The 23,244-nt window shown below is 42.5% G+C and carries 26 protein-coding genes; 12 read left to right on the top strand and 14 right to left on the bottom strand.

The genetic code is table 11. The annotated features are described in order from the left end of the window. The first annotated feature begins 158 nt into the window (after positions 1-158). Complete coding sequence (locus tag ACO05V_RS11425) at positions 159-338, top strand: type II toxin-antitoxin system HicA family toxin (RefSeq protein ID WP_012070395.1); 180 nt, start codon at positions 159-161, stop codon at positions 336-338. 42 nt (positions 339-380) lie between these two features. Continuing rightward, positions 381-788 (top strand): type II toxin-antitoxin system HicB family antitoxin, encoded by a 408-nt coding sequence (locus ACO05V_RS11420; protein WP_012070396.1) that lies wholly within the window; start codon positions 381-383, stop codon positions 786-788. A gap of 101 nt (positions 789-889) precedes the next feature. On the opposite strand, the gene uraD is transcribed toward ACO05V_RS11420, so the two are convergent. Continuing rightward, on the bottom strand, positions 890-1,411 hold the full coding sequence (gene uraD, locus ACO05V_RS11415) for a 2-oxo-4-hydroxy-4-carboxy-5-ureidoimidazoline decarboxylase (RefSeq protein WP_421851217.1): 522 nt from the start codon (positions 1,409-1,411) through the stop codon (positions 890-892). A 194-nt stretch (positions 1,412-1,605) separates the two neighbouring features. Between uraD and uraH the strand changes: the two genes are divergently transcribed. The 9 genes from uraH to ACO05V_RS11370 all read left to right on the top strand — a co-directional run bounded on the left by uraH (position 1,606) and on the right by ACO05V_RS11370 (position 11,618). Then, complete coding sequence (gene uraH, locus ACO05V_RS11410; protein ID WP_421851214.1) at positions 1,606-1,977, top strand: hydroxyisourate hydrolase; 372 nt, start codon at positions 1,606-1,608, stop codon at positions 1,975-1,977. Between the two features lie 293 nt (positions 1,978-2,270). After that, on the top strand, positions 2,271-3,449 hold the full coding sequence (gene hpxO, locus ACO05V_RS11405; RefSeq protein WP_421851210.1) for an FAD-dependent urate hydroxylase HpxO: 1,179 nt from the start codon (positions 2,271-2,273) through the stop codon (positions 3,447-3,449). 139 nt (positions 3,450-3,588) lie between these two features. Beyond that, positions 3,589-4,509, top strand: a complete 921-nt coding sequence (locus ACO05V_RS11400; RefSeq protein ID WP_421851207.1) for an ArsR/SmtB family transcription factor — start codon at positions 3,589-3,591, stop codon at positions 4,507-4,509. Between the two features lie 302 nt (positions 4,510-4,811). Continuing rightward, complete coding sequence (locus ACO05V_RS11395; RefSeq protein ID WP_421851204.1) at positions 4,812-6,320, top strand: alpha-N-arabinofuranosidase; 1,509 nt, start codon at positions 4,812-4,814, stop codon at positions 6,318-6,320. A gap of 43 nt (positions 6,321-6,363) precedes the next feature. Then, positions 6,364-7,464: an ABC transporter ATP-binding protein gene (locus ACO05V_RS11390; RefSeq protein ID WP_421851201.1), complete on the top strand. Its 1,101-nt coding sequence runs from the start codon at positions 6,364-6,366 to the stop codon at positions 7,462-7,464. 1 nt (position 7,465) lies between these two features. Beyond that, positions 7,466-8,347: a carbohydrate ABC transporter permease gene (locus ACO05V_RS11385; protein ID WP_421851199.1), complete on the top strand. Its 882-nt coding sequence runs from the start codon at positions 7,466-7,468 to the stop codon at positions 8,345-8,347. Continuing rightward, a complete protein-coding gene (locus tag ACO05V_RS11380; RefSeq protein WP_421851196.1) occupies positions 8,344-9,189 on the top strand; it encodes a carbohydrate ABC transporter permease in 846 nt (281 codons plus the stop codon). The genes ACO05V_RS11385 and ACO05V_RS11380 overlap by 4 nt, the downstream gene beginning before the upstream one ends. 75 nt (positions 9,190-9,264) lie before the next feature. Further along, positions 9,265-10,572 carry an extracellular solute-binding protein gene (locus tag ACO05V_RS11375; protein ID WP_421851193.1) on the top strand — a complete coding sequence of 436 codons (1,308 nt, stop codon included), beginning with the start codon at positions 9,265-9,267 and terminating at the stop codon, positions 10,570-10,572. A gap of 62 nt (positions 10,573-10,634) precedes the next feature. Continuing rightward, positions 10,635-11,618, top strand: coding sequence for an aldose epimerase family protein (locus tag ACO05V_RS11370; protein WP_421851190.1), 984 nt, complete (start codon positions 10,635-10,637; stop codon positions 11,616-11,618). Positions 11,619-11,720: 102 nt separating this feature from the next. Here ACO05V_RS11370 and can read toward each other — a convergent pair whose 3' ends face one another. The 5 genes from can to ACO05V_RS11345 all read right to left on the bottom strand — a co-directional run bounded on the left by can (position 11,721) and on the right by ACO05V_RS11345 (position 16,579). Next, on the bottom strand, positions 11,721-12,353 hold the full coding sequence (gene can / locus ACO05V_RS11365) for a carbonate dehydratase (protein ID WP_421851187.1): 633 nt from the start codon (positions 12,351-12,353) through the stop codon (positions 11,721-11,723). Beyond that, complete coding sequence (locus ACO05V_RS11360) at positions 12,346-13,203, bottom strand: putative RNA methyltransferase (protein ID WP_421851184.1); 858 nt, start codon at positions 13,201-13,203, stop codon at positions 12,346-12,348. Before ACO05V_RS11360 ends, can begins: the two co-directional genes overlap by 8 nt. 120 nt (positions 13,204-13,323) lie before the next feature. Then, positions 13,324-15,309, bottom strand: coding sequence for a putative bifunctional diguanylate cyclase/phosphodiesterase (locus ACO05V_RS11355; protein WP_421851181.1), 1,986 nt, complete (start codon positions 15,307-15,309; stop codon positions 13,324-13,326). A gap of 68 nt (positions 15,310-15,377) precedes the next feature. Beyond that, positions 15,378-16,241 carry a DUF1853 family protein gene (locus ACO05V_RS11350; RefSeq protein WP_421851177.1) on the bottom strand — a complete coding sequence of 288 codons (864 nt, stop codon included), beginning with the start codon at positions 16,239-16,241 and terminating at the stop codon, positions 15,378-15,380. Continuing rightward, positions 16,238-16,579, bottom strand: a complete 342-nt coding sequence (locus tag ACO05V_RS11345) for a YqcC family protein (RefSeq protein ID WP_421851174.1) — start codon at positions 16,577-16,579, stop codon at positions 16,238-16,240. Before ACO05V_RS11345 ends, ACO05V_RS11350 begins: the two co-directional genes overlap by 4 nt. Before the next feature lie 116 nt (positions 16,580-16,695). Here ACO05V_RS11345 and ACO05V_RS11340 point away from each other — a divergent pair, with 116 nt between their 5' ends. After that, complete coding sequence (locus ACO05V_RS11340; RefSeq protein WP_421851172.1) at positions 16,696-17,781, top strand: DUF3549 family protein; 1,086 nt, start codon at positions 16,696-16,698, stop codon at positions 17,779-17,781. A gap of 87 nt (positions 17,782-17,868) precedes the next feature. Here ACO05V_RS11340 and ACO05V_RS11335 read toward each other — a convergent pair whose 3' ends face one another. The 8 genes from ACO05V_RS11335 to ACO05V_RS11300 form a co-directional block, all read right to left on the bottom strand. After that, positions 17,869-18,162, bottom strand: coding sequence for a HigA family addiction module antitoxin (locus tag ACO05V_RS11335; protein WP_421851169.1), 294 nt, complete (start codon positions 18,160-18,162; stop codon positions 17,869-17,871). Further along, positions 18,162-18,440, bottom strand: coding sequence for a type II toxin-antitoxin system RelE/ParE family toxin (locus ACO05V_RS11330; protein ID WP_421851166.1), 279 nt, complete (start codon positions 18,438-18,440; stop codon positions 18,162-18,164). The genes ACO05V_RS11335 and ACO05V_RS11330 overlap by 1 nt, the downstream gene beginning before the upstream one ends. Positions 18,441-18,626: 186 nt before the next feature. Then, entirely contained in the window at positions 18,627-18,824 is a 198-nt protein-coding gene (locus tag ACO05V_RS11325) for a BrnA antitoxin family protein (protein WP_421851163.1), read from the bottom strand. A gap of 73 nt (positions 18,825-18,897) precedes the next feature. After that, entirely contained in the window at positions 18,898-19,392 is a 495-nt protein-coding gene (locus ACO05V_RS11320) for a DUF1993 family protein (RefSeq protein ID WP_421851160.1), read from the bottom strand. Between the two features lie 199 nt (positions 19,393-19,591). Then, a complete protein-coding gene (locus ACO05V_RS11315; RefSeq protein WP_421851157.1) occupies positions 19,592-20,515 on the bottom strand; it encodes a hypothetical protein in 924 nt (307 codons plus the stop codon). A 1-nt stretch (position 20,516) separates the two neighbouring features. Next, the gene (locus ACO05V_RS11310) at positions 20,517-20,801 is read right to left on the bottom strand and encodes a potassium channel family protein (RefSeq protein ID WP_421851154.1); all 285 of its coding nucleotides are present in this window, start codon (positions 20,799-20,801) and stop codon (positions 20,517-20,519) included. A gap of 1,613 nt (positions 20,802-22,414) precedes the next feature. Beyond that, positions 22,415-22,603, bottom strand: a complete 189-nt coding sequence (locus ACO05V_RS11305) for a hypothetical protein (protein ID WP_111607702.1) — start codon at positions 22,601-22,603, stop codon at positions 22,415-22,417. A 318-nt stretch (positions 22,604-22,921) separates the two neighbouring features. Beyond that, on the bottom strand, positions 22,922-23,182 hold the full coding sequence (locus ACO05V_RS11300; protein ID WP_012069448.1) for a hypothetical protein: 261 nt from the start codon (positions 23,180-23,182) through the stop codon (positions 22,922-22,924). Positions 23,183-23,244: the final 62 nt, after the last annotated feature.

Raw genomic sequence — 23,244 nt, 5'->3', positions numbered from 1 at the left:
GCCATCGATTATTACAAAACGATGGCGTTTTTTTATGCCTCACTCAATAGAAAATTAACCTTTAAGACATCAATTAGTAAACAAAAAAGCTTACTTTACATTTTACTTAGTAAACATTTTTGATTACTCTATATTCAGTTCATCAGCACGGAGGCAAGATGAAACAAAGTGAATTCAGACGATATTTGGAAAAAATGGGCGTAGAGGTCAAACAAGGTACCAACCATTTAAAACTTTATTACAAAGGTAAGCGATCTGTTATGCCAAGACATCCAAGTAAAGAAATAGCCGAAGGCACAAGAAAAGCAATTCTCAAACAACTAGGAATAGACGATTGAAACCAATCTTAAAGGTACTCTTTCCAACAGCTGGAGAAGAATATGAAATACCCAGTCATTATTGAAAAAGACGGAAATGGCTACAGCGTCAGCTTTCCAGATATCCCTGAGGCGCTAACCTGTGCAGACACCTACGAAGAAGCATTAGCCGAAGCAGCAGACGCTTTGGTTACAGCTTTTGAGTTCTATTTTGAAGATGAGCGCTCAGTTCCCTTACCATCTAAAGTAAAAGGCGAATCTGTCAGTGTACCGCTTAGTATTTGGAGCAAAGTCCTGTTGCTGAATACCATGCTTGAAGAGCATGTATCACAAGCAGAACTGGCAAAACGTATTGGTAAAAAGAAGCAAGAAATGCAACGTATTATCAACCTTGGCCATAATACAAAAATCGATACGTTAGTCTCTGCCTTAGAGGCACTAGGAAAAAAAATCAGCTTCTCTGTTGTTTAAATTTATTGTTTATCCAAAGAAAAAATAGAAAGATAAACAACAAACCGCCATCGATTAATACAAACCGATGACGTTTTCTATATTAACAACTCAGAACGATTTTAGAGGTCCGCTAATCTAAAACTTGCAATTTTATGCACTTCGCTCATGGCTCGGTCAAACTCAGTTTGCCAGTCATTGGGCGTTCTAGATTCAAATCCTGCAAGTATCTGCTCCTTGGTAGCGCCTTTTACGGCCATGATGAAGGGAAAACCAAACTTCTCCCGATAGGTATCGTTCAGCTGTAGAAAATGAGCTAGCTCTTCTTCAGAGCATTGATCTAATCCTGCTGCTGATTGTTCTGAGGTTGACGCATGAGTCAGCTCGCCTGCTAAAGCCGCTTTGCCTGCTAGATCTGGGTGAGCGCGTAGCAGTATGAGTTTTTGTTCGTCTGTACTTTGTTCTACGATGCCTGCCATGGTGGCTTTGATTTTATCTATGCTGTCGAAATACTCACTTGGATGCTCGACTTTTTGTCGCCATAATTCTTCTGCAACCCAAGTCGAATGCTCATAAATACTGCTAAATAAAGCGATAAAATCCGCTTTTTCCATTTGACTAATTACAGCTAACGGGTCGTGCATAATAGGACTCCAAATTCTGATGGCTCTAAAAAATTATAAAAAAAAGAGCTCTATAAATAACAATAAATCGCATTACAGAAACACATGGCACAAATATTGATCCTTATGAAACAATATTTTCAGAACTATTTCACTTATAAAGACGCTTATCTGCAAAAATCAGGCAAGCTTTCACATTAGATTGAGGTAAAACAATGGGATACTTAACCACTCACATTTTAGATACGACAAAAGGCGTGGCGGCGGCTGGCGTAAAAATACACCTTTATCAACATTCTACAAAAGGTCAACGACAGCTTATTCATAGCACTGTGTCCAATAGCGATGGTCGCTGTGATCAGCCCTTGCTGCAGGCTGATAGCTTCTCTGTGGGCGTGTACGAACTGGAGTTTGCCATTGACGAGTACTTCGCTGACTCTCTCGAAGACTCAGACAATAACAAACCTACCGCTCCTAGTTTCTTAAACACGGTCGTCATTCGTTTCGGTATCAATGATGAAAACGCCCATTATCACATTCCACTGCTTGTCTCGCCTTATTCTTACAGCACTTATCGTGGCAGCTAGTCTTAATTAATTAGGCTTCCACTCAAGTCTCAACGAGCCAGAATGAAGCAAAATTCACCCAGCCCGCACCAAGATAAGTCATTTTCTGTCCTATCGGTCAAAGAAGAAAACAAGCCGTTTTCTTCTTTGATCTAACACCATAGATTACGCATCCCTCTAAAACAAAGGTTTCACATATAAAAACATAGGTCCATTTGTTTCATGGCATATTTATTGCCATTTACTCCTTTAACAAGAGATTAAACGTTCGCTAAGACAACTCGAAAACGAGCGAAAGATTAAAGGGGAATGAGATGAAAGCACTTATTATTGGCGGCGGTATCGGTGGCATGTCGGCAGCGGCTGCATTAAAACAGCAAGGCATCGAATGCGATATTTTTGAAGCGGTAAAAGAAATCAAACCAGTCGGTGCGGCGCTTTCTATTTGGTCTAACGGCGTAAAATGCATGAACCATTTAGGCATGGGCAGCATTATGGACAAACTCGGCGGCCCGATGCACAACATGGCCTATCACGACGGTATAACTGGCTCCGTGATGACGCAATTCAGTCTTGCACCATTAGTTGATGCCGTTGGCGAACGCCCTTGTCCTGTATCGCGCGCAGACTTACAAAGCCAAATGATCGATTGGTGGGGGCGCGATAAAGTCCAGTTTGGCAAGCGCATTGAAAAAGTCGAGCAAAGTGACACTGGCGTCACCGCTTATTTTACCGATGGCACCAGCGCGATAGGTGATTTTATGATTGCAGCCGATGGCACTCATTCTGTCGTACGCGCTGACGTGATAGGTTATCAAACAGAACGTCGCTACGCCGATTATGTAAACTGGAATGGCTTGGTAGAAATTGATGAAAGCATTGCCCCTGGCGATCAATGGACAACCTTTGTTGGCGAAGGCAAACGCGTTTCTATTATGCCAATTGCCAATGGTCGCTTTTACTTCTTCTTTGATGTGCCATTACCAAAAGGCCTAGCGGAAGACAGAAGCACAGTCGTTGCCGATCTAACGAGGTACTTTAAAGGTTGGGCTGAACCTGTCCAAAAACTGATTACCGCCATTAATCCAGAAACCACAAACCGTATCGAAATTCATGACATCGAGCCATTCGATACCTTGGTAAAAGGCAATATCGCCCTACTTGGCGATGCGGCTCACAGCACAACCCCAGACATTGGCCAAGGCGGTTGCTCTGCACTCGAAGACGCCGTTGTTCTTGGTCAGTGTTTCGCGGATCAATTCAAAGAGAAAGGCAAAACGGTTTCTGGTGTGCTAGCCGCTTTGAAGCAGTACGAAGAAGAGCGCCGTTTTCGCGTTAAAGATCTTGTACTAAAAGCTCGTAAACGTTGCGATGTTACTCATGGTAAAGACATGCAAGAAACTCAAGCCTGGTATGATGAGCTAAGACACGAAACAGGCGAAAATATCATCGCAGGATTGCGCACCACTATTATCGGTGGGCCGCTGGCCTAGACCCAGACTTCACTTTAATGACCGTTTTATACTCTTATAAAAGCGGTCATTGCGTACTTTTTATAACAATTAATCAATAACTAAAACTTGATAAGAATCATAAATCTCGATATAAAGACATCTTCAGCTGGAGATGACGATGAGCAAAAAGTTCTTATTGCTAACCCCCGAAGATGGTGCGGATGTTTTAAAAAGCCTAGCCGCGCCCGCTCGATTGGCAATTTTGTCCTTGCTACATGAAAAAGGGCCAATGAATGTCAATGACATTGCCGACCTTCTTGAACTACCGCAATCATCGACCTCCAGTCATATTAATTCTCTCGAAAGTACTGGTTTAATTACCACCGAAAGTCAAAAAGGTCGCAAAGGCAACCAAAAAATATGCCGTGCGACACACGAAGAAATCGTCCTATCTTTCAGCAACACCAAGCAAAATCAAAATAATGTCATTGAAGTATCCATGCCTGTTGGCCTGTATTCTGAATTTGATGTGATGGCACCTTGTGGTTTATGTTCGGAATCTGGCATTGTCGGCTTCCTTGACAGCCCAGACACTTACCTTTCTCCTGATCGTATGCGCGCCAGCTTGTTATGGTTCACTAAAGGTTATATAGAATATCAATTCCCCAATAATGCCCGCATTGCAGGTCAGACAGTAAAAGAACTAGAGCTGGTCATGGAACTATCCTCTGAAGTGCCTGGCACGTCTGAAAACTGGCCTTCTGACATCCATATCTCAATTAATGGTAGAACCGCCGCAATCTGGACGGCTCCTGGCGATTATGGCGATCACCAAGGCAAGTACACACCAGATTGGTGGAAGCTTGCTGGTAGTCAGTATGGCCATTTAAAAAGCTTCCGTGTCACTAATGACGGAACGTTCGTCGATGGTGTACGGGTTTCTGATGTCTCTTTGAAAGATCTTGCACTAGAAGATCATAGATCCATTCGGGTACGAATCTCGGTTCCCGATGATGCTGAACATCCTGGCGGCATTAATATTTTTGGCAAGCAATTTGGTAATTACGACCAAGACATAGTATTACGCCTTCAATCTTAACCTCATACACAGCATCTTATTTTCTGATATGGATATCAGTAAACCTGCTATAGCAAATAACACTTAAAAAAATCTATAAATCTCACTACCTTAGTAACTCTCCAAATACTTACCTCTTTCTTTTTTCGTTACAAACTCCACTTACTCATACCAATTTTGGTATTTATTTGCACAAAAAATATACGTCTTATTGATTGACCTCAGGTCAAGCATGCTTTTAATATCCATTAATCGGATAAAAAACATAAATACAGATATTTAATCAGTTCTTAAAAAATACAAAAATAAAAAAGGAGACTTCCATGCGCGCCAATGTGACCGCACACAAAGACTATGTTATTGCCAAGATAGATCCTCGCCTTTATGGCTCTTTCATCGAGCACTTAGGGCGTGCTGTTTATAGCGGCATTTATGAACCCGGTCATGCAACCGCTGATAAACATGGTTTCCGCCAAGATGTCATCGAATTAATTAAAGACATTGATGTGCCTGTTACTCGCTACCCTGGTGGCAACTTCGTTTCTGCTTACAACTGGGAAGATGGCATTGGGCCAAAAGAGGATCGCCCTACTCGCCTCGATCTTGCTTGGCACACATCAGAAAGTAACGAAATTGGTATTCATGAATTCGCTGAATGGGCAGAACAAGCCGGCACTGAAATGATGCTAGCGGTGAACCTTGGCTCACGGGGCTTAGACGAAGCACGCGCTTTTCTTGAATACGTGAACCATCCGGGCGGTTCTTATTGGTCTGATCTTCGCAAGCAAAACGGCCGTGAAAAACCTTGGGACGTTAAGCTTTGGTGTCTTGGCAATGAAATGGACGGCCCTTGGCAAATCGGACAAAAAACCGCCGCTGAATATGGTCGAGTAGCCTTTGAAACCGCCAAAGCTATGCGTGCATTTGATAAAAATATCGAGTTAGTCGTATGTGGTTCTTCTTCACCTAAAATGCCCACTTACCCTGAATGGGAAAGCACAGTTCTCGATTACACCTACGACACAGTCGACTACATTTCACTGCACATGTATTTCGACAACCACGAAAAGAACACTGCCAATTACTTAGCCAAAGCCAGCTTGCTTGATAACTATATCGACACTATCGCGGCGGTTATTAAAGCCACTAAAGCCAAAAAACGCTCCAAACACGATGTGTATATTTCCTTCGATGAATGGAACGTCTGGTATCACTCTAACGAACAAGACAAAAAAATCCTCGGTGGCAATGACGGTTGGCCACATGCTCCTGCTTTATTAGAAGACATTTACGACTTTGCCGATACACTGCAAGTTGGCTGTATTCTGAACACCTTTATTCGCCACAGTGATGTGGTCAAAATTGGTTGTTTGGCGCAATTGGTCAACGTTATTGCACCTATCATGACAGTCAAAGACGGCCCAGCTTGGCGCCAGTCGACTTATTATCCATATTTATATGCTTCCCAATACGGCCGTGGCACAGCACTCAATCTTGCCGTGCAATGCCAAGGCTATGATACCGAGTTCGCCAGTGATGTTTCCTATCTGGATATTTCTGCGGTGGAATCCAATAAAGATGGCGCGCTAACCCTCTTTATTGTTAACCGTCACCCAGACGAAAACATTGAATTAGACCTATCCCTACAAGGATTTTCACATCAGAAAGTCATTATGGATAAAGTCATGGCCGGCCATGCGCTTGACGCAAAAAACGGCCCAGATGCAGAGCAAGTGGCACCAAAAGACGGCCAAGGCACAACAGTCAAACAGCAACAATTAACGGCAAGCATTGCTCCTATGAGCTATCGCATGATTCGACTTGGGGTGTAATACCCCAAGATTTTCCGTTTAAAACTTGCTGAGAGGGGAAACCATGTCCGCATCTATCTCTATAAAAAATATAACAAAGCGATATGACAGCGTTACCGTATTAGACGACATCAACTTACACATTGAAGACGGTGAATTTGTTGTATTCCTTGGCCCTTCCGGCTGTGGTAAATCCACCTTATTACGCATGATTGCGGGGCTGGAATCCATTACAGAAGGTTCTATCGATATTGGCGAAAAACGCATTGATACCTTGCCTCCAGGTCAACGCGGCGTCGCCATGGTATTTCAATCCTATGCGCTCTACCCTCACATGACGACTCGCCAAAACATGGCGTTTGGTCTAGAAAACGTCAAAGTCGCACAAGACGAAATTGATCGTCGTGTTAATGATGCGGCAAAAATTCTCGAAATAGATCATTTACTGGATCGTAAACCGGGACGACTTTCTGGCGGCCAGCGTCAGCGCGTCGCGATAGGTCGCGCCATTGTCAAAGAACCTAAAGCCTTCCTGTTTGATGAGCCGCTATCCAATTTAGACGCAGCGTTACGCGGCAGAACGCGATTGGAACTGGCACAACTCCACCAGCGTCTTGGTTCGACCATGATCTTTGTAACTCACGATCAAGTAGAAGCCATGACGCTTGCTGACCGCATTGTCATCATGCACAAGCAAAAGATCGAGCAGATCGGCACACCAATGGAGATTTACCAATATCCGGCGAGTCGTTTTGTCGCGGAGTTTGTTGGTTCTCCGCCAATGTCTATGTTGCCGATTAATAGTATTGAAAATACGCCTGATGGTGTGACGGTCGAAGTCAGCGGTGCTGGCAAAGTCGTTACTGCGATTGTCCTTCCACCAGAGTTCAACGCCACAAATGCGGTTATCGGCATTCGCGCGGAAGATACTGCGGTGGTTTCCGCTGCTGAAGATGGCCTTGATCTGACTATAAAAGTGGTCGAACGGCTTGGTGATCGTACGCTGCTTTATGGCACTTTAATCGACGGCACAGATCTGATCGCCGAAGATTCCGGTCGTTCAAAAGTAAAAGCAGGCGATACGGTACGCGTATCAATTTCGCCTCAGGCGGCGCATATTTTTGACGGTGATGGCCTTGCTTATCACAGTCAAATGGAGGTGTAAGATGGCAGAAAGTTATCGTCGTCCCCGTTGGACGAATGGTCTATTTGTTGTCCCGTATCTCAGTGTTTTTTTAACCTTGTTGGTATTTCCGCTTGGCTGGGGGATCTGGCTGTCGCTCAATAAAGTAGATCTGTTTGGTGGCGAGCGCTTTATCGGCTTAAAAAACTATGCACGAGTATTAAGCGATCCCATTTTTGGTCAAGCGGTAAAAAACACACTGATTTTTGTCGGCGTGTCCGTTCCAACCTTGGTTATTCTTGGGTTGTTTCTGGCCTTGGCTTTGAATAAAACCAGTAAAGGTTCGTCTTTCTTGCGAGGTTTGTTTTTTGCCTCTTCCATTTTGTCCGTCACCATAGTGACGCTCATTTGGCGAATCGTCTTCATTCCCAATGACGGTTTGATGTCGTTGATTTTTGAGTTTTTCGGCTGGCAACCGATTGGCTTTCTTTCAACCACAGGTTGGTCGCTATTTTCGGTTGGTGTCGCAACCGTTTGGTGGTGCATTGGTTTGCCCATGATGCTCTTTTTGGCCGCCTTACAACAGATTCCAAAAGATCTGTATGAAGCCGCAGCATTAGATAACGCTTCCCGCTGGCGGGTGCTCACGCGCATCACTCTGCCATCTATTAAGTCCACCATTATGTTGGTTGCCATTATCCAAGTGGTCATGCAGTTCCAATTGTTTGGTCAGGCACAATTGATGACTAACGGTGGCCCAGCAGGCTCCTCTCGACCAATCGTCATGTACATATACGAAGTTGGCTTCTTACGTTGGGATGTGGGAATGGGCGCGGCTGCGTCGCAAATTCTGTTCTTAATCATTCTGTGTGCCGCCATGCTGCAATATTGGGTCAGCACTCGTAAAGAGGAGGTAGACGCATGAAAGCATTCAACTATTCGCCTGATCATTTAACCTCGAACCGTCGCTTGTTTTGGATAGCGGCTGTACTTGGTGTCATCATGATGGCGCCGGTAGCATGGATCATAGGGTTATCCCTGAAAGACAACGCGGAATTGCTCAAAGGCACAGAAGCTGTCTTTTCATTTCCCTATACCTTGATGAATTACGCCAACATTTTAGAATCCTCCAGCGTGTTTGGTTGGTTTATGAATTCTATGATAGTGGCAGTCGGTCAAACCGTCGGCGTGTTACTGCTTTCTTCTCTAGCAGGTTACGCCTTTGCAAGACTGGAATTCCCATTCCGCAAAACGCTATTCATCATTGTGTTGTTTGGTTTAGCGGTACCAGAACAAGCGGTAATTATTGCGCGTCACCAAATGTTCAACTGGTTTGACCTACATAACACACACATAGGTTTGATATTGCCTAACTTATCTTCGGCGTTTGGCGTTTTTCTAATGACGCAATTCTTTCGAGCCATTCCCAAAGAGATTGATGAAGCCGCCATGCTGGATAATACATCAACTTTCCGTATCTTCTGGAAAGTACTGCTACCGCTGACGCTACCGGCGCAAGCGACCTTGGGCATTTTCACTTTCTTGCAAGCTTGGAACGATTATTGGTGGCCGCTCATCTCCGCCACCAAATCAGACATGTATACACTCACTATTGGTATCGCATCGTCCCAAACAAACTTTGCACAATCTGAAGGGTTGGGCTTCTTAGGCGCTCAAGCAATCTTTGCCTCGTTACCCGTTGTGCTTGTGTACATATTCTTTCAGCGTCACATAGTGACCGCGGTATCAGGAGGCGCCGTGAAATAGCATTCATCACAATATTAAAAGCGTACAAAGTAATACTGATAAAACAACAATAAAAAATTAACTGGGAGAAAAATAATGAAAAAATTACTTCTCGGAACCACAGCCGTAGGCCTTTTGGCATTATCACCTATGGCCAGCGCAACCACTATTGAACTACAACGTTTCTTTGGTGCTTGTGAAGCCGAATACGGTAAGGTCACCGATGTGTCTTCCGCTGTGGGGGAATGTGGCATCATCACCGCGTTAGTTAATAAATTCGAAGCTGATAATCCAGATATTGATGTGAAAGTCACCACTGTCGAATGGCCTGGATACGACCAGCTTAATGCTCAACTAGCGTCACGATCCGCACCTGACGTGGTTTCTATGCACTACTCTGCCATGTCAGATTATCAATCTCGTGGTCTTCTAGTGCCACTAGATAAGCTTTTAAAAGACCAGAATATTAAGCCAACAGATTTTACAGACGCGGCTATTTCCAGTGTAACAAAAGAAGGCAAAGTCTATGCCTTGCCATTCGATAACTGGACCATGCTATTTCACGTTAATAACAACTTAATGAAAAAAGCAGATTTAATGAAAGCGGATGGCAACCCCATTTTACCCACTAATCGTGATGAGCTTTTTTCGCAAGGCAAGCAGTTTAAAGATGCCACAGGAAAACCTTACCTAGTTCAAATATCAGCCAACGAGACCGCAGCTTATGCACGTATTTTTTATACGTTAATGATGCAACAGAACAGCAAATTCTTTGATGATCCAAGTCATATAGATCTAAGTGGTAAAGACGCCAAAGCCTCACTGACCTTGATGAAAGATATTATAGACAAAGGCCTAAGCACAAATAACTTAGATTACCCTGCTGCGGTATCCGCCTTTTCCAATGGTGATGGTGGTATTGCGGTTAACGGAACCTGGTTAATTGGCTCTTATGATGCGCAATCAAAACAAGCCAATAACCCATTATCAAATGGATACAGTGTTTTCCCAGTGCCTCAGTTTTTTAAACAAAAAGACGCCACTTACGCCGATGGACACGGTTGGGTTGTACCTCGTGGTGATCGTAGCGATGAAAAAATGGCCGCTATTGGCAAACTGTTTAAATTCCTCTACGACAATAATTACGAATGGTCTCGTACTGGCCACTTGCCAACAGTCAAAAAAGTCATCGCCAGCGACAAGTTCAAATCCTTACCGCATCGTAGTGATATTGCAAAAATAGCTAAAACAGGACAAGCCTTGCCTTCGGCAGTGTTACGTCAATTTGCCATTCAAGACATCATTGGTGAAGAATTGAGTTCTGCCATCAGTGGGAACAAATCGATAGACGATGCCTTAAAAACAGCGCAATATCGAGTTAACGACTTATTAGAAAACATCTAATCTATCTATATTTCTATACTTTCGGGAGCTTCGGCTCCCGTTTATTTGAAAAGGATACTTCCGTGAATCTCACTCCAGATTTAAACCAAGTTCAATGTGTCACATTACAAAACGCTCAACTCAAAGTGTCTATTTTGACACTGGGCGCTAGTATTCAATCCGTTTATCTAAATGGCTATGAGCATTCTTTAGTGTTGGGCTCGCCAAAGCTGACTGATTACCTTCAAGGTGCAAAATACTTTGGTGCGGTCGTCGGCAGAGTTGCGAACCGAACCAATAAAGGCCATGCGGTAATTGGTGGTAAAACCTATCAATTGCCACCGACCCTGCCAGAAGCTCACCATTTGCATGGCGGACCTGATGGAACAGGCAGCAAAATTTGGTCGATCATCGAACAAAATGATGACATGGTTCAGCTGCAAACTACGCTCGCTGACGGTGAAATGGGTTACCCAGGCAATATGGTTGTTGATGTATTTTATCGTTTGCTTGATAGCACATTAGAAATGGAAATTTCCGCTACCACTGATCAACTGACTATTTGTAATTTTGCCGGACACAGCTACGTTAACCTTGATGGCAAAGGCTCCATTTTAGATCATCAGTTAAGCATTAAAGCCGATCATTATTTACCTGTCGATGCAGAGCTTATTCCAACGGGAGAAGTCACTCCTACTGCTGGCGGCGCGTTTGATTTTCATCAGCTTCGCACCATTGGTCGTGACGACTATCCGGGGCTAGACACTAATTTCTGTCTTTCTCTTGCTAGTAATCGTCCAGTACAAACCGTTGCGACACTAAAAGGCCCAATCACCGGACTCACGCTAAATTATCAAACCACGGAGCCTGGGCTGCAAGTTTACGACGGCCGTCATATTCAACTCGACGCCGAATCAAATATCAACCAAGGTGCATTAACGGCTTACGCCGGTCTCGCCCTTGAAGCGCAACATTGGCCGGATGCGATTAACCAGTCTCACTTCCCGCCAATTTTACTTGCGCCAGAAGATACTTATCGACAAGTTACGCGTTATGTATTCGGCTAATTAAATAGTCTGTTTGACTTAATGAGTAAAAAATAAAAAACGAGCGCGAGGCTCGTTTTTTGCTTTTAAAGAAAGTTCGCGATGTATCCGCTAACTTAGTTTTTACATGTTGTTCATTTGCTCAAGCGATTCTTCAGCACTGGATACCGTTCGTTTCAAGTCGGTAATATGACCATTATCAATGCTATAACACCAGCCATGAACATGTAACTCCTGCCCACTTCTCCATGCATTTTGTACAATGCTACTCTGACAAACGTTGGCAACCTGCTCAACCACGTTAAGCTCGCACATACGATCAAAACGCGCATGTTCGTCTTCTATCGCGTCTAATTCGTCTCGATGTAAACGGTACACGTCTTTAATGTGACGCAACCAGTTGTCGATCATGCCGTGTTCCTCGGTTCCCATGGCTGCTTTGATGCCACCGCAGCCATAATGCCCAACCACCATGATGTGTTTTACTTTCAGCACATCGACAGCAAATTGAATAACCGACAAACAATTTAAATCTGTGTGAACGACAACATTGGCAATATTACGATGAACAAACACTTCACCCGGCAATAAATCTACAATCTGATTAGCCGGAACACGACTGTCAGCACAACCAATCCAGAGGTATTCAGGCTGCTGCTGCTTGGATAGTGTAGAAAAAAAATCTGGATCTTCGGCGGTAACCTTAGCGGCCCACTCTCTGTTTTTATTAAAAAGATCATCTAAATGGCTAGACATGATTCACTTCCTTAATGTTCTTCCGATACCAGCGAAGCTTAATGTCCGCAGTGAGGATAATAGAATCGAGCTGCTTTATGGCTTCTCGACCTTCGTAAGATGCCTTATGAATATGAGGCGTCATACTTAGTAATTGTTGAATTTGAATTTGAGAATCTAGGGTAAAAGCAAAGGTTTCTGTTTGTTCCAAAACCAACTCAAAATCCGCAGCACCCTCAGAAAAGGTTTGTTTGTATTCATGAATCGACGGATAAAGTATTTTGCGTAATTCGATTAGATGGTTTGGGCCAGACTCGACCAGCAACATCAAGCCATCGTCACTGAGTACCCGGGAAAACTCTTTAAACACTGGAAAACCAAATAGACACAAGACCGCATCATAGCGTTCATCTGGCGCAGGTAAGCTCGCATTACTTCCCACTATCCAACTCACCGCTTTGTCACGCTTACTTGCCGCTAAAATCGCCCACTTTGAAATATCGAGGCCAGTACGTTCAGCATTGACACCTTGATCACTCAAAGCCTTGCCAATTTCGCTGAGATAATAACCTTCACCACAGCCAGCATCGAGAATTCGAACTCCTTTGACTAATTGATCTTTTGGCCAAGAAGATAGCATGGCATTTACAATGGGAAAGTAGTATTGCTGATTCAAGAAGGCTTGCCTTGCGGCAACCATTTCTTTGCTATCGCCAGGATCTTTAGAACGTTTGTTTTGTACAGGAAGAAGATTAACGTAACCCGTTTTGGCTACATCATAAGTGTGTCCATGTTCGCACTTTAATACTCGTTCATCACGCGTTAACAGTGCAGAATCTATTGGACAGGAAAGGTTTTCGAGCGTCGACACAGTGTACCCATAGTTTATTAATTGGCGCTTGAACAAGGAGAATAACCTATTAGCTACCAGCAGAATATCAGAAAATCTAAAGCAATAACGCTTTCTTATTTCAATGATTCATTTTAACGTTTAGCAAACGGCCTCTAAACTGCGAGCTTTCAAATAAATAAGAAAGTCATCACTGGATAACGGCTTGGAAAACAAATAGCCTTGCACTTCTTGGCAATCATAACCAATTAACGCATCCACTTGTGATCGCTCTTCTACACCTTCCGCAATGACTTTTAAATTCAAGCCATTCGCCATGGCAATGGTGGCTTTTACAATGGCATCATTATCACAGCCTTGTCCCAAATCTTGGATAAAAGAGCGGTCAATTTTTAGCGTTTGGATTGGGAATTTTTTCAGGTAAGCAAGCGATGAATATCCAGTACCGAAATCATCAATAGACAAAGTTAGACCCAGCTTACGGAAGCTGTGCAACTTCTCAATAGATTGTTGGGCGTCCGCCATCAGCATGCTTTCAGTTAATTCAAGCTCGAAATATTCAGGATCAACACCTGTCTCTTCCAGCGCTCGCTGCACCATATCGACTAGATCAGCTTGCATAAATTGGCGACTAGATAAATTTACCGACAGCTTAATGGGATCCAAACCGGCTTCACGCCATTCTTGCAACTGACGACAAGCTCTGCGAATCACCCATTCACCAAGCGGAAGAATCAAACCGCTCTCTTCTGCTAAAGGAATAAATTGATCAGGACTGATCATCCCAAGTTCTGGATGAACCCATCGAATCAAAGCTTCTGCGCCGACAACGACTTCATCTGGAAGACGAATTTTCGGCTGATAATGAAGGATAAATTGCTCTTCTTCTATCGCCTTTCGCAAGCCACCGCCCAATGTAAGATGCGCATTGATATTATCGGCCATGTGATCTTCATAAACACAATACATATTGTGCCCCATAGACTTGGCTCGATACATGGCCGCATCGGCATTTTTGAGTAAATTATCGACATCCTCAGCATGCTGAGGATAGCTTGCAATACCAATACTCGCGGTAATCATCATTTCCATTTTTGCCACAGGATAAGTATTACTCGCATTATGCATAATACTTTCGGCAATACTTTCTAGTTCTTCAATGGCATTGGTATTTTCCAATACCACCACAAACTCATCACCACCCAACCGATACAGACAAGCACCCGATGGAATACTACCTTGTATACGTTCTGCGACTCGCTGAATAAGCTCATCACCCACTCGGTGACCAAAGTTATCATTGATAACCTTGAAACCATCTAAATCTAAATACAAAAGACCAAATTGACGATGACGCTTACGCGCATTCACCAGCGCACTTTCTAACTGTTGATACAGCAAGTTTCTATTCGGCAGGTGAGTTAAGTTGTCATAATTATTAAGTCGATAAAGCGCGACTTCGTGATCTCTTTCTTCTTGAATATCGTGGGTTAACAAATAAACTACATTGGTTGCTGGCTGATGCGACACTTCAATCTTGTGCCAACGAACCCCATTTTTTGTCGACAGCCTTATCTCTTGAGACAAACTTTCCCGCTCAGCCAAACGACGAATAAAGCTGTTAGCAGCGCCCGCTACAGCAAACAAATCTCGTACGTGCGCAATGCCACCAAACTGCTCAGTAAAGCGCTCGCTAGCTTCTAGATAAACGCCATTCTGTTTAAAAACTGCGAAAGATAAAGTTGTAAAATGCGAAAGAAGATTGGAATGAGAATTTTCTACTGAAACAGGAGGTGACAAGACTGGATGCGCCTCGACCGACAACCCTTTACGCGCACCATCTAAAGAAATAACAGATCCGCATACATTATAATGTGTGCCATCTTTTGAAACGAACGGCCATTTGAAGGGAAGTGTTTTTCCTACCTCGAGCTCTTCTAAATACAAAGTCAGGCGATTTTTCAAATCGGACCCAATAACACGTTGACCCGATTTAATCTCACTCAAAGAGTCCATTAATAGAACTTCTGCCGCTTCATTACACCATGGCACGCTTGATTTCTCTATATCTATAATCCAAGCAGCTAATGGCATCTTACGATGCAGCAATGTAGATAAATCGGTCATTTGTTTTAAATACTACTAATAAATAAAATACAGTTTATACGTTTTGGGATTAGATTCTGTCGAATCTTTCACCATGAATCAGGCACAATAAATACATTTCTATGCATTTGGTCTGTTTTATAAAGAGCCGACCTAAGAAACACATGTCGAGGACGATCATCAAGTAGGAAATCGCCTACAAGATTGTAGGCAGATTGCAGAGAATTGAAAGGGAAATTATCATTTATGTTGGGTGCAGACAACCAATGAGGCTTTTGTAAGATTAAAAAACCCGAAAAAAACGGCATGAGTAAATCAATATTAGACACACGAATCCAACCACCGCGATGAGTCTGGGCAAGCCACACACTAACCTCTTCCTGACTATTCAAAGCAGAATACAATCGCCCAAATACTAGTAGATTGGAAATCGGCTGACGTCCTTTAGCAAAAGGCTCAATCGCAGACAAACCTGCTTCGGTTTGCAAGATATGTAATTGATGCTCTCTGGCTCTCGTGACCTTCTTTAATAAACTGTCGTTCTTGTTTGGCCCAATCCAATCGTGAGGAAAAAGATCCGGTCTTTCTAAATAAAATTTAATCGCTATTTCAAATTGATGAAGCTCACCGTCTGGTGTTTCCACCAACATATCCACTTCGCCCAGTGTTTTCCCTTCGCTTTCAATCTGAAAATGCTCTAAGCGTATTGTTAATTGCGACAAATACTCTATTGCAAACGAAAATAACGTCTCGAAATAACTACCAAGAAAGTGAGATTTACAAGCCGCCATTGCCGTCATTAAAGGCTCTGGTGCCTGATCCAGCCTTAACAAACGCTCCTTTACATCCGTAACCCAATAAGGCTGAAGATCAAAATCACGCTCGATATAATGCCCTTCCACCAACCAAGCAAGATCCTTGACCAATGGATGATACAGCTGGTTAGATATCACAAAGTACCACTTAAATGTTGATCTATCCGATTTAAACAAGTAACGATATGATGAACTTTTACATTCGGCTTATCTTTAAAAGCTTCCTCAGCCATTGGCGATATATGACAGCGTACAGGCAAATCACTCCCTGTTGCCAACATGGTTTTAAAACGCTCTATCATCACAAAACGCAACCATTGCTCGAATCGCATCGTATCAATACAAAAAGGCTCCAAACTCAGTAACGCCTCGTCGCTTGGCGTTTCACATTCCCAAACATCGCAATCTTGCATTGCCATTTGCAAGTCCATCAATAAATCGGCTAACACGTGATGGTCAGAAAAGGCTGTTTTCAACCTGCTTTCTCCTTTGAAAAACGGTAATATAGCGTATTTTTATTTACACGCATAATTGCGCTTTCACAGACAACAAGAGCGGCAATAAAAGCGACAACAAGAGCCAAAACTTTATCATGAACAAAATCGAATCTCTGTCTGACTTATTTGATATGGTCGGTTGTGACGTCAGCTACTACGACCTAGGTCGCAACATCACCCAAGTCACACCACAACAAGCGGTACAATTCGACCGCAAACAACAAGCCTACCCTTTCCCATTTCGCCAGCACGCTTGGCTGGCCTGCTTATTAAACATGGGAAGCCAACAAGGCAAAAAATCCAAAAAAGCAGACATCATTGATCAAGGCGTAATTTGGTTTATTAAATTACCGCTAGACGAAGCTGGCTGCCTAAACCTTGGCACCCGCGATCACTTCATCAAGAGCATCGTCGATAAAATATTGCATAAAGGCGAAGAAGCAGGCTTATCAGAAGCCCTAGAAGACAGCCCCTATGCCTTCAAACCAGACCAAGAACGAATGGCAAGCCTGCATGCCATTCTAGGCAAAAACCTACATAAAACACCGTCACATTACTTCGACGACGTTGTTAATCACCTATCGTCAGACCTAACAGAACAAGACGACAGCTGGCAAACACTCGGACTGCAAGGCATTGCAGAACTGGCCGCCAGAGTTGACGAAGACAAATACCAAGTTCTGATACAAAAAGCCATTCAACAAGCCGCCAAGCCTGTTGTTAGCGCCTTATGCCATGCTCTTGAGCACGAGACTCTATCTAGCCAACTGCAAGATACCTTGATTGAAAAACTGCAAACTGAGCAAGATGCTCTCATGCAAGCAAGCTATCTACGCGCCTTATCAAGAGCCGACTTAAACGACACGCTATTATTACCGCTGTTTGGTTTACTTGGCAGTCTGACCGAATGCAAAGACGACGACCTTCATCCTATCGCCGCACTCGCCGCAAAATGCCCACATTGGTTAGGTCAAAACCCACAGCTACTGCGCATCATCATGGAAAAACTGGCGCACCGAGAAGATGGCTACATCGCCTTCAAACAAATTGCCGCCGAACTAAGCCAACACCCGGAAGCCAAACAACCTCTTTGGACACTACTACGTAGCGGACGCGTCAGCCCACAACTGGCACAAGCCGTGAGCTACATTTTCACACAGACACCAAAGTCAGTGCAGTGATTGGGAAGAGTTAGAAATGAAGAGATTGGAGTCTGGGGCGTTTGAACTAAGACGCGACAGACTCCGGTTCTTGGGACAATGGAGACTTTATGCCACTGCGAAATCTACTGATTGGACATTAGCCAAATTGATCTTTTGTCTAGCATGCCAAAGATCATAGTTATCTTGCATCGCCAACCAACTCTCTGGCGTTCTGCCAATGGCTTTAGATAAACGAAGAGCCATTTCTGGAGAAATAGCGCTTTGACCTTTAAGAATTCGATTCAAAGTGGATGAAGCTACATCCAACTGCTTAGCAAGGTAACGACAACTTAAACCAGCAGGTTCCAGATACACCTCGTAAATAAATTCCCCTGGATGTGGCGGATTATGCATAGTCATTAGTGATAGTCCTCATAGTTGAGAATGTAGGCATTACCATCGATAAACTCAAACGTAATGCGCCAATTACCATTTACAGTAATAGACCAAACCCCATCGCGATTCCCTTTTAACGGATGCAAATTAAAACCAGGCAAATTGATATCCTCTACCTCTTCAGCAGTATCAATTGCCGCAAGCTGCATGCGTAATTTACGCTCATGCTTTGCTTGAATACCTGCAACACTACCTGTTTGAAAGTATTTCTTAAGGCCCTTGTGTTTGAAAGATTTAATCATAAAGAAAGTGTAGCGTGATGCGCATCACCTGTCGATAGAAATATAAGCATGCTCAAAAATACCCTAACACACTGCAACACTGCCAATGCAGTAATTGGGAAAGATTAGAAGAGAGATGATTGGAGTCTGAGGCGTCTGAAATTAATGATGCTTCAGACTCTTTTTTTTAGGATGTATAAAAATGCTTTATTGCCACTCCATCTTCAAAACGCGGTGTGACTGCGCACAATCCCTTAAATACAAATTGATTAAGCTTTGATAAGGAATGCCCTTGTCATCCGCCAACGCCTTAAAATACTCAACAGTATCTTCGTCAAGCCTTATCGTAACCTGCTTCTTAAGCTTTTTAGCGTAGGGGTTTTTAAAATCATAATGATCACGCATAGCGATAATCCTCATATACCTTACGTTCTTGTTTGCCTGCTTTACGTGCAGAAATAATACGAATGCTTTCTACTTAACTGCTTACAAAACTAAAATCAGCAGGGTAAGAATGAAGACCATCAAAATCGCCTTTACTCACCGCTACACCCTTACTTTTAGCGATAGCGTAAACCATCCCCATATGAAAGAAGTAATTAGGCACTATGTATTGATGAATAAAATCTGACTGGCACAACTCTATCTCTGAAAAGCCAGCCTTATCCGTTATGACTTTACTATCATCAAGGTTATGAATTTCAGGAAGCGTGTCTAATAACGCTCTCGTGTCGATGATTTGGCGAACGACAGTAGTTTTCCCAACCTCATCAGACATTAACGAAACAGCCTCTTCCCCCAATAGCGGGCAATACCCCCTTAACACAAAATTGGCTGCAATTTTTGCGTTCATTTCAAGAGAAAACATATCATCCATTAAAGACTCAGAGAACAACTCGGTCGGTACTTTATTAACAATCGTCTCCAACTGTAACAAATAGCCCTTGAATAATTGTTTAATGTTACCGCTCATTATTCCCTCTAAATCTCAATGATTGAGTGTGATCAGGCAAACATTCGCCCAACCGATTATGCAAGTCAGATGAGACGGGAACGAGGCGTAATCTGACGGGACCAGCCTCGGTAAGCATTTGCGACGTGATATTTAAAAGTGAACGCCTTGATAAGATAGGCTTCTAAAAAGTAATGTTTATGCAAGACTAACGCTGCCATCACTGGAAGCTTTGAAGTGAAGCGAAGCGCAATGGAGAAGCTGTCCAGTGCATGACCTTGTTAGCAATACCGGAGTGAATATCTAGCATATATTTACTAATAGTATCGTCGCTGCATTTTCTAGATGATCCGTACAAATTTGGATTACAGATAAAATTAGTAACTAATTTATGATCAGGGTGAAAATACCCTATAGATCGAGCGACTAAATATAAAAGCTCAAGAGTCCTAAGCTTCTCGTAGGTTGAATTAAATGATCTCCCCACAACAAAATCGAACCCCATGTATTTATCTGTTTCAATATTAATACCAAATGCATTACCCAGAGATACAAGCCATTTATAATTAATTTCACCTATGTCAAAATCACAGGAAAAAGTGTTTCGGTATGCAGCTTTGGCCTTTCTAAGCATCGAAAGTTTATGAAGTTCATTTTGTCTAATATTGAACATATCTGCTGAATTACTACAAATATCCTTGAATCCAAACGATAGAATGTTTTCCCTAGCAAGTTTTTTCACTAAATAATCCCTAGAGATACAGTACAAAAAATCTGCCTTCCAAGCACTTGTACTTAACGTATTTGGTAACGAGGCGATATATTGAATAGTATTTTCACACCGTGAAATTTCGGCCTCATCTGGAGGGGTAAAAGCGCAACCATCCAAGAAACCTCGAAGCTTACTATTGTCATCAGCAATTATTTTTGCATCTCGTTTTAAGTGCTGTATAAAAAGAGAGTTCTTTTTTTGCATATACTCAAGCTGCGACTGACTCAGAAGGGTCACACTAAACCCTTGATCAGTATATTTTTTATACAGTTTTTTTCTATAATTCGCTGGACATACAACAAGAAGGTCTGAATCACTGTATATATCATTTTCCTTCATTGTGCTTGAGCCAAACTTTGCAATAGAGTACATGTCAATTAGACCTCAAGGCTCTACTTGCTACACCGGCAAGGAATAACGAAATCACGCCAAAACCAGCTAACGTCTGAAAGATAACAAAAATACGCCCAAATTGTGTGTCAGGAGTCATGTCGCCGTAGCCTAGAGTAGTAATCGTTACACAGGTAAAATAAATGGAATCTAAGAATGTATTGACTCCAGCATCTTTGGTAAAGATAAAGGATGAGAGAAGATAGTTGAGAACAGAGAATACCCCAATGACAAAAAGCAATAAACGAGCAACATTAAACAGCTTCAAACCATATCCTGATGCAAAATCATGAGCTAGATGTGTAATTTTCTCTTTGTAGTATTGTTTTGAATTTATACGATTATGCCTAAATTTTCAGTCCAAATACTTACTTTCTGCCTTTTTCATCCTGTAAAGACTTATCAGTGCATATTTAGGCTGGTGTGTTTCTGATGAATTTCTATATAGCGAGTGATATAGATCGATTGCTATATTAGCATCATCATTAAGATCAAAATTATTTTCGAAAGATAGAGGATCAATTAAGCAATTAGAAATTTTCATTTTCGAAGTGTTTGTATCAGAGAATGTACAATCAATGAATTCGCAATCTACCACCGTTGAGCCTATTAGAAGACAATTTTGAAACTCACAACCAATGAATCTTATGTTTTTTAGCACAGTGTCTTTAAATGAAACACTATTGAATTTTTTATCTCTGAAAACGAGTGGCTTATTTTCTGACTTCATGAACTCTTGTGGATAATAGAGAATATCTCTAAAGCAATTGTCGGTTTCAGCCCGCAAGAATTCCGATAGCGAGTCGATGCGGCTACCATCAATTGAGAATCTATTTGCGGACATTTTATGAGCCTACCTTGTATTCCAATTTTATTTGCTATCACTGCCAATAACGGCAGACTTGTAGTTGTGATTTTTGTGCAACAATGGCGAAATCATGCACAAAAAGCACAAACGTAAGGCTGCCCAAGGAGCGCAGCGACTGATGTTGCTTGGCTTTGTTATAAAGATACATTGGGCTGAGTGGAGTCTACGCCAAACAAACCCAGCAATAGTGAAGCGACCACAGCAACTACCCATTTAGACTTTAGTTTGTATTTACATTCCATACGCACCTCCATTTTCAATTTGGCTGATGTTTTTATAACTTGCTTTACTACGGTAGGAATTGAACCTACTGAACGACTACTTTGCGATGTTGATTGGTAATTGAGAATTACCGCTGCTTTGCAGTCGCCCCACTCACTCCAATGTACCCTCTAATATTTATAATATTTTAATAGTGCGCATGCGCATCTACACTGTTTTCAATTTCCATACAACCTCCTATAAAACACTGATTTTATGGCCTTTTTTATTCCCCCCACAGCCCAATCAATTGAAAAGTCGAGCATTCGTGTTTAGACATTTATTCACTGCCTGTTATTTTGGCTGCGGAATTTTGACCTATTGATACTAAAAGACTTTCTGAGTCGCTGCCAGTACAAACATGCAAAGTTATTGAAGGGGGAAAAAAGTGTTTATTTGATATGAATTGTCTACTCGTCTTCCCTGACTATTTCTTTACAGAATACAAGAAGCTAAAAACGAAAACCATAAAAATATTGTGTGATTTTTAGCGTTAAGATCGCGGCAAGTCGCGGCAAAGCAATAATCCAACCTAGCCCTTGGAAGACAATAGTTACGTTGTCGGCATAAATGCGCGACCTACATTTGATGGTGCAGAAAGTTGTTTAGTGCTTCGATGAGGTATGTTGTAACGGCGAGTTTCTAACGCCTGATTACGGTCGTACCTCCCTTATGCAGGCCTACGGGGAATGTTGGTGTGAGACGAGTTAGGATGAAAAAATAGTGTTTTTCTGTTTCGGTCCATTGAACCTTCATTCAGGCAATCCATATTTTTTTCTAATGTCAGCAACCCCCTTTGTTCTTCCAGCCTTGCTATCTTCGAGCCCTTTTTCAATCGCTTCTCGAACATATATTTCATGCATCAGGTCATCCCATGTTGCATTGGCGGGGAGTTGATCAATCAGCTTATGTGCTTCTTCCTTACTGACAATCGTTGACATTTTATACCTCCAAATGTGTCTAATTTAATTTGGTTATCTGTTGATACTAAAAGACTTTCTAATGAGCTGCCAGCGCAAATTCAATAAAACGCCTGATTACGGTCGTACCTCCCTCATGCAGACCTACAATTGAGGATCGCGGAAAGTTATGTGGCGTTTCGATGAGGTAGGCGTTTAGTTTCGAAAAGAAACGCCATATAACTTGGAGCAAGGTAATAACAAATAAGGGGAGGGAATAAAGAAAAAAGGTTGTCGTATAAAAAAGGCCCCATTTACCTGAGTAGACAAAATGGGGCCAAGGTAGACATAAATTGGTTGTCAATGACGAGTCTGTTTTGGCTCGTTCATTTCGCGCATGCGTTTGCGGTGTTCGACAAATTCGTCACTCAGCATATAGTCGCCCTGCTCGGTGTGAGCAAGTGCGCCTCGGTTCACTAGTGCGTCTAAGGTTTTTGGCAATACCTTTTGACGTCGTTCGCCTTTGATAAAGTAAAATTGCTCACCCAATTGGATTAATTTAAAACCAGATTCTAGATACCCAACACATAAGTTTTGAGTTGGCGTTAACTTGAGTTTCATTGTTCACCTCACATTGCCTGCCGTCTCTTAAATGTAAATCAGTTGATCATTTATCGTTCATG

Source organism: Marinomonas sp. (assembly GCF_965225885.1).
In the GTDB taxonomy this organism is placed as follows: domain Bacteria; phylum Pseudomonadota; class Gammaproteobacteria; order Pseudomonadales; family Marinomonadaceae; genus Marinomonas.
This window is presented reverse-complemented; position numbering and strand designations above follow the sequence as displayed.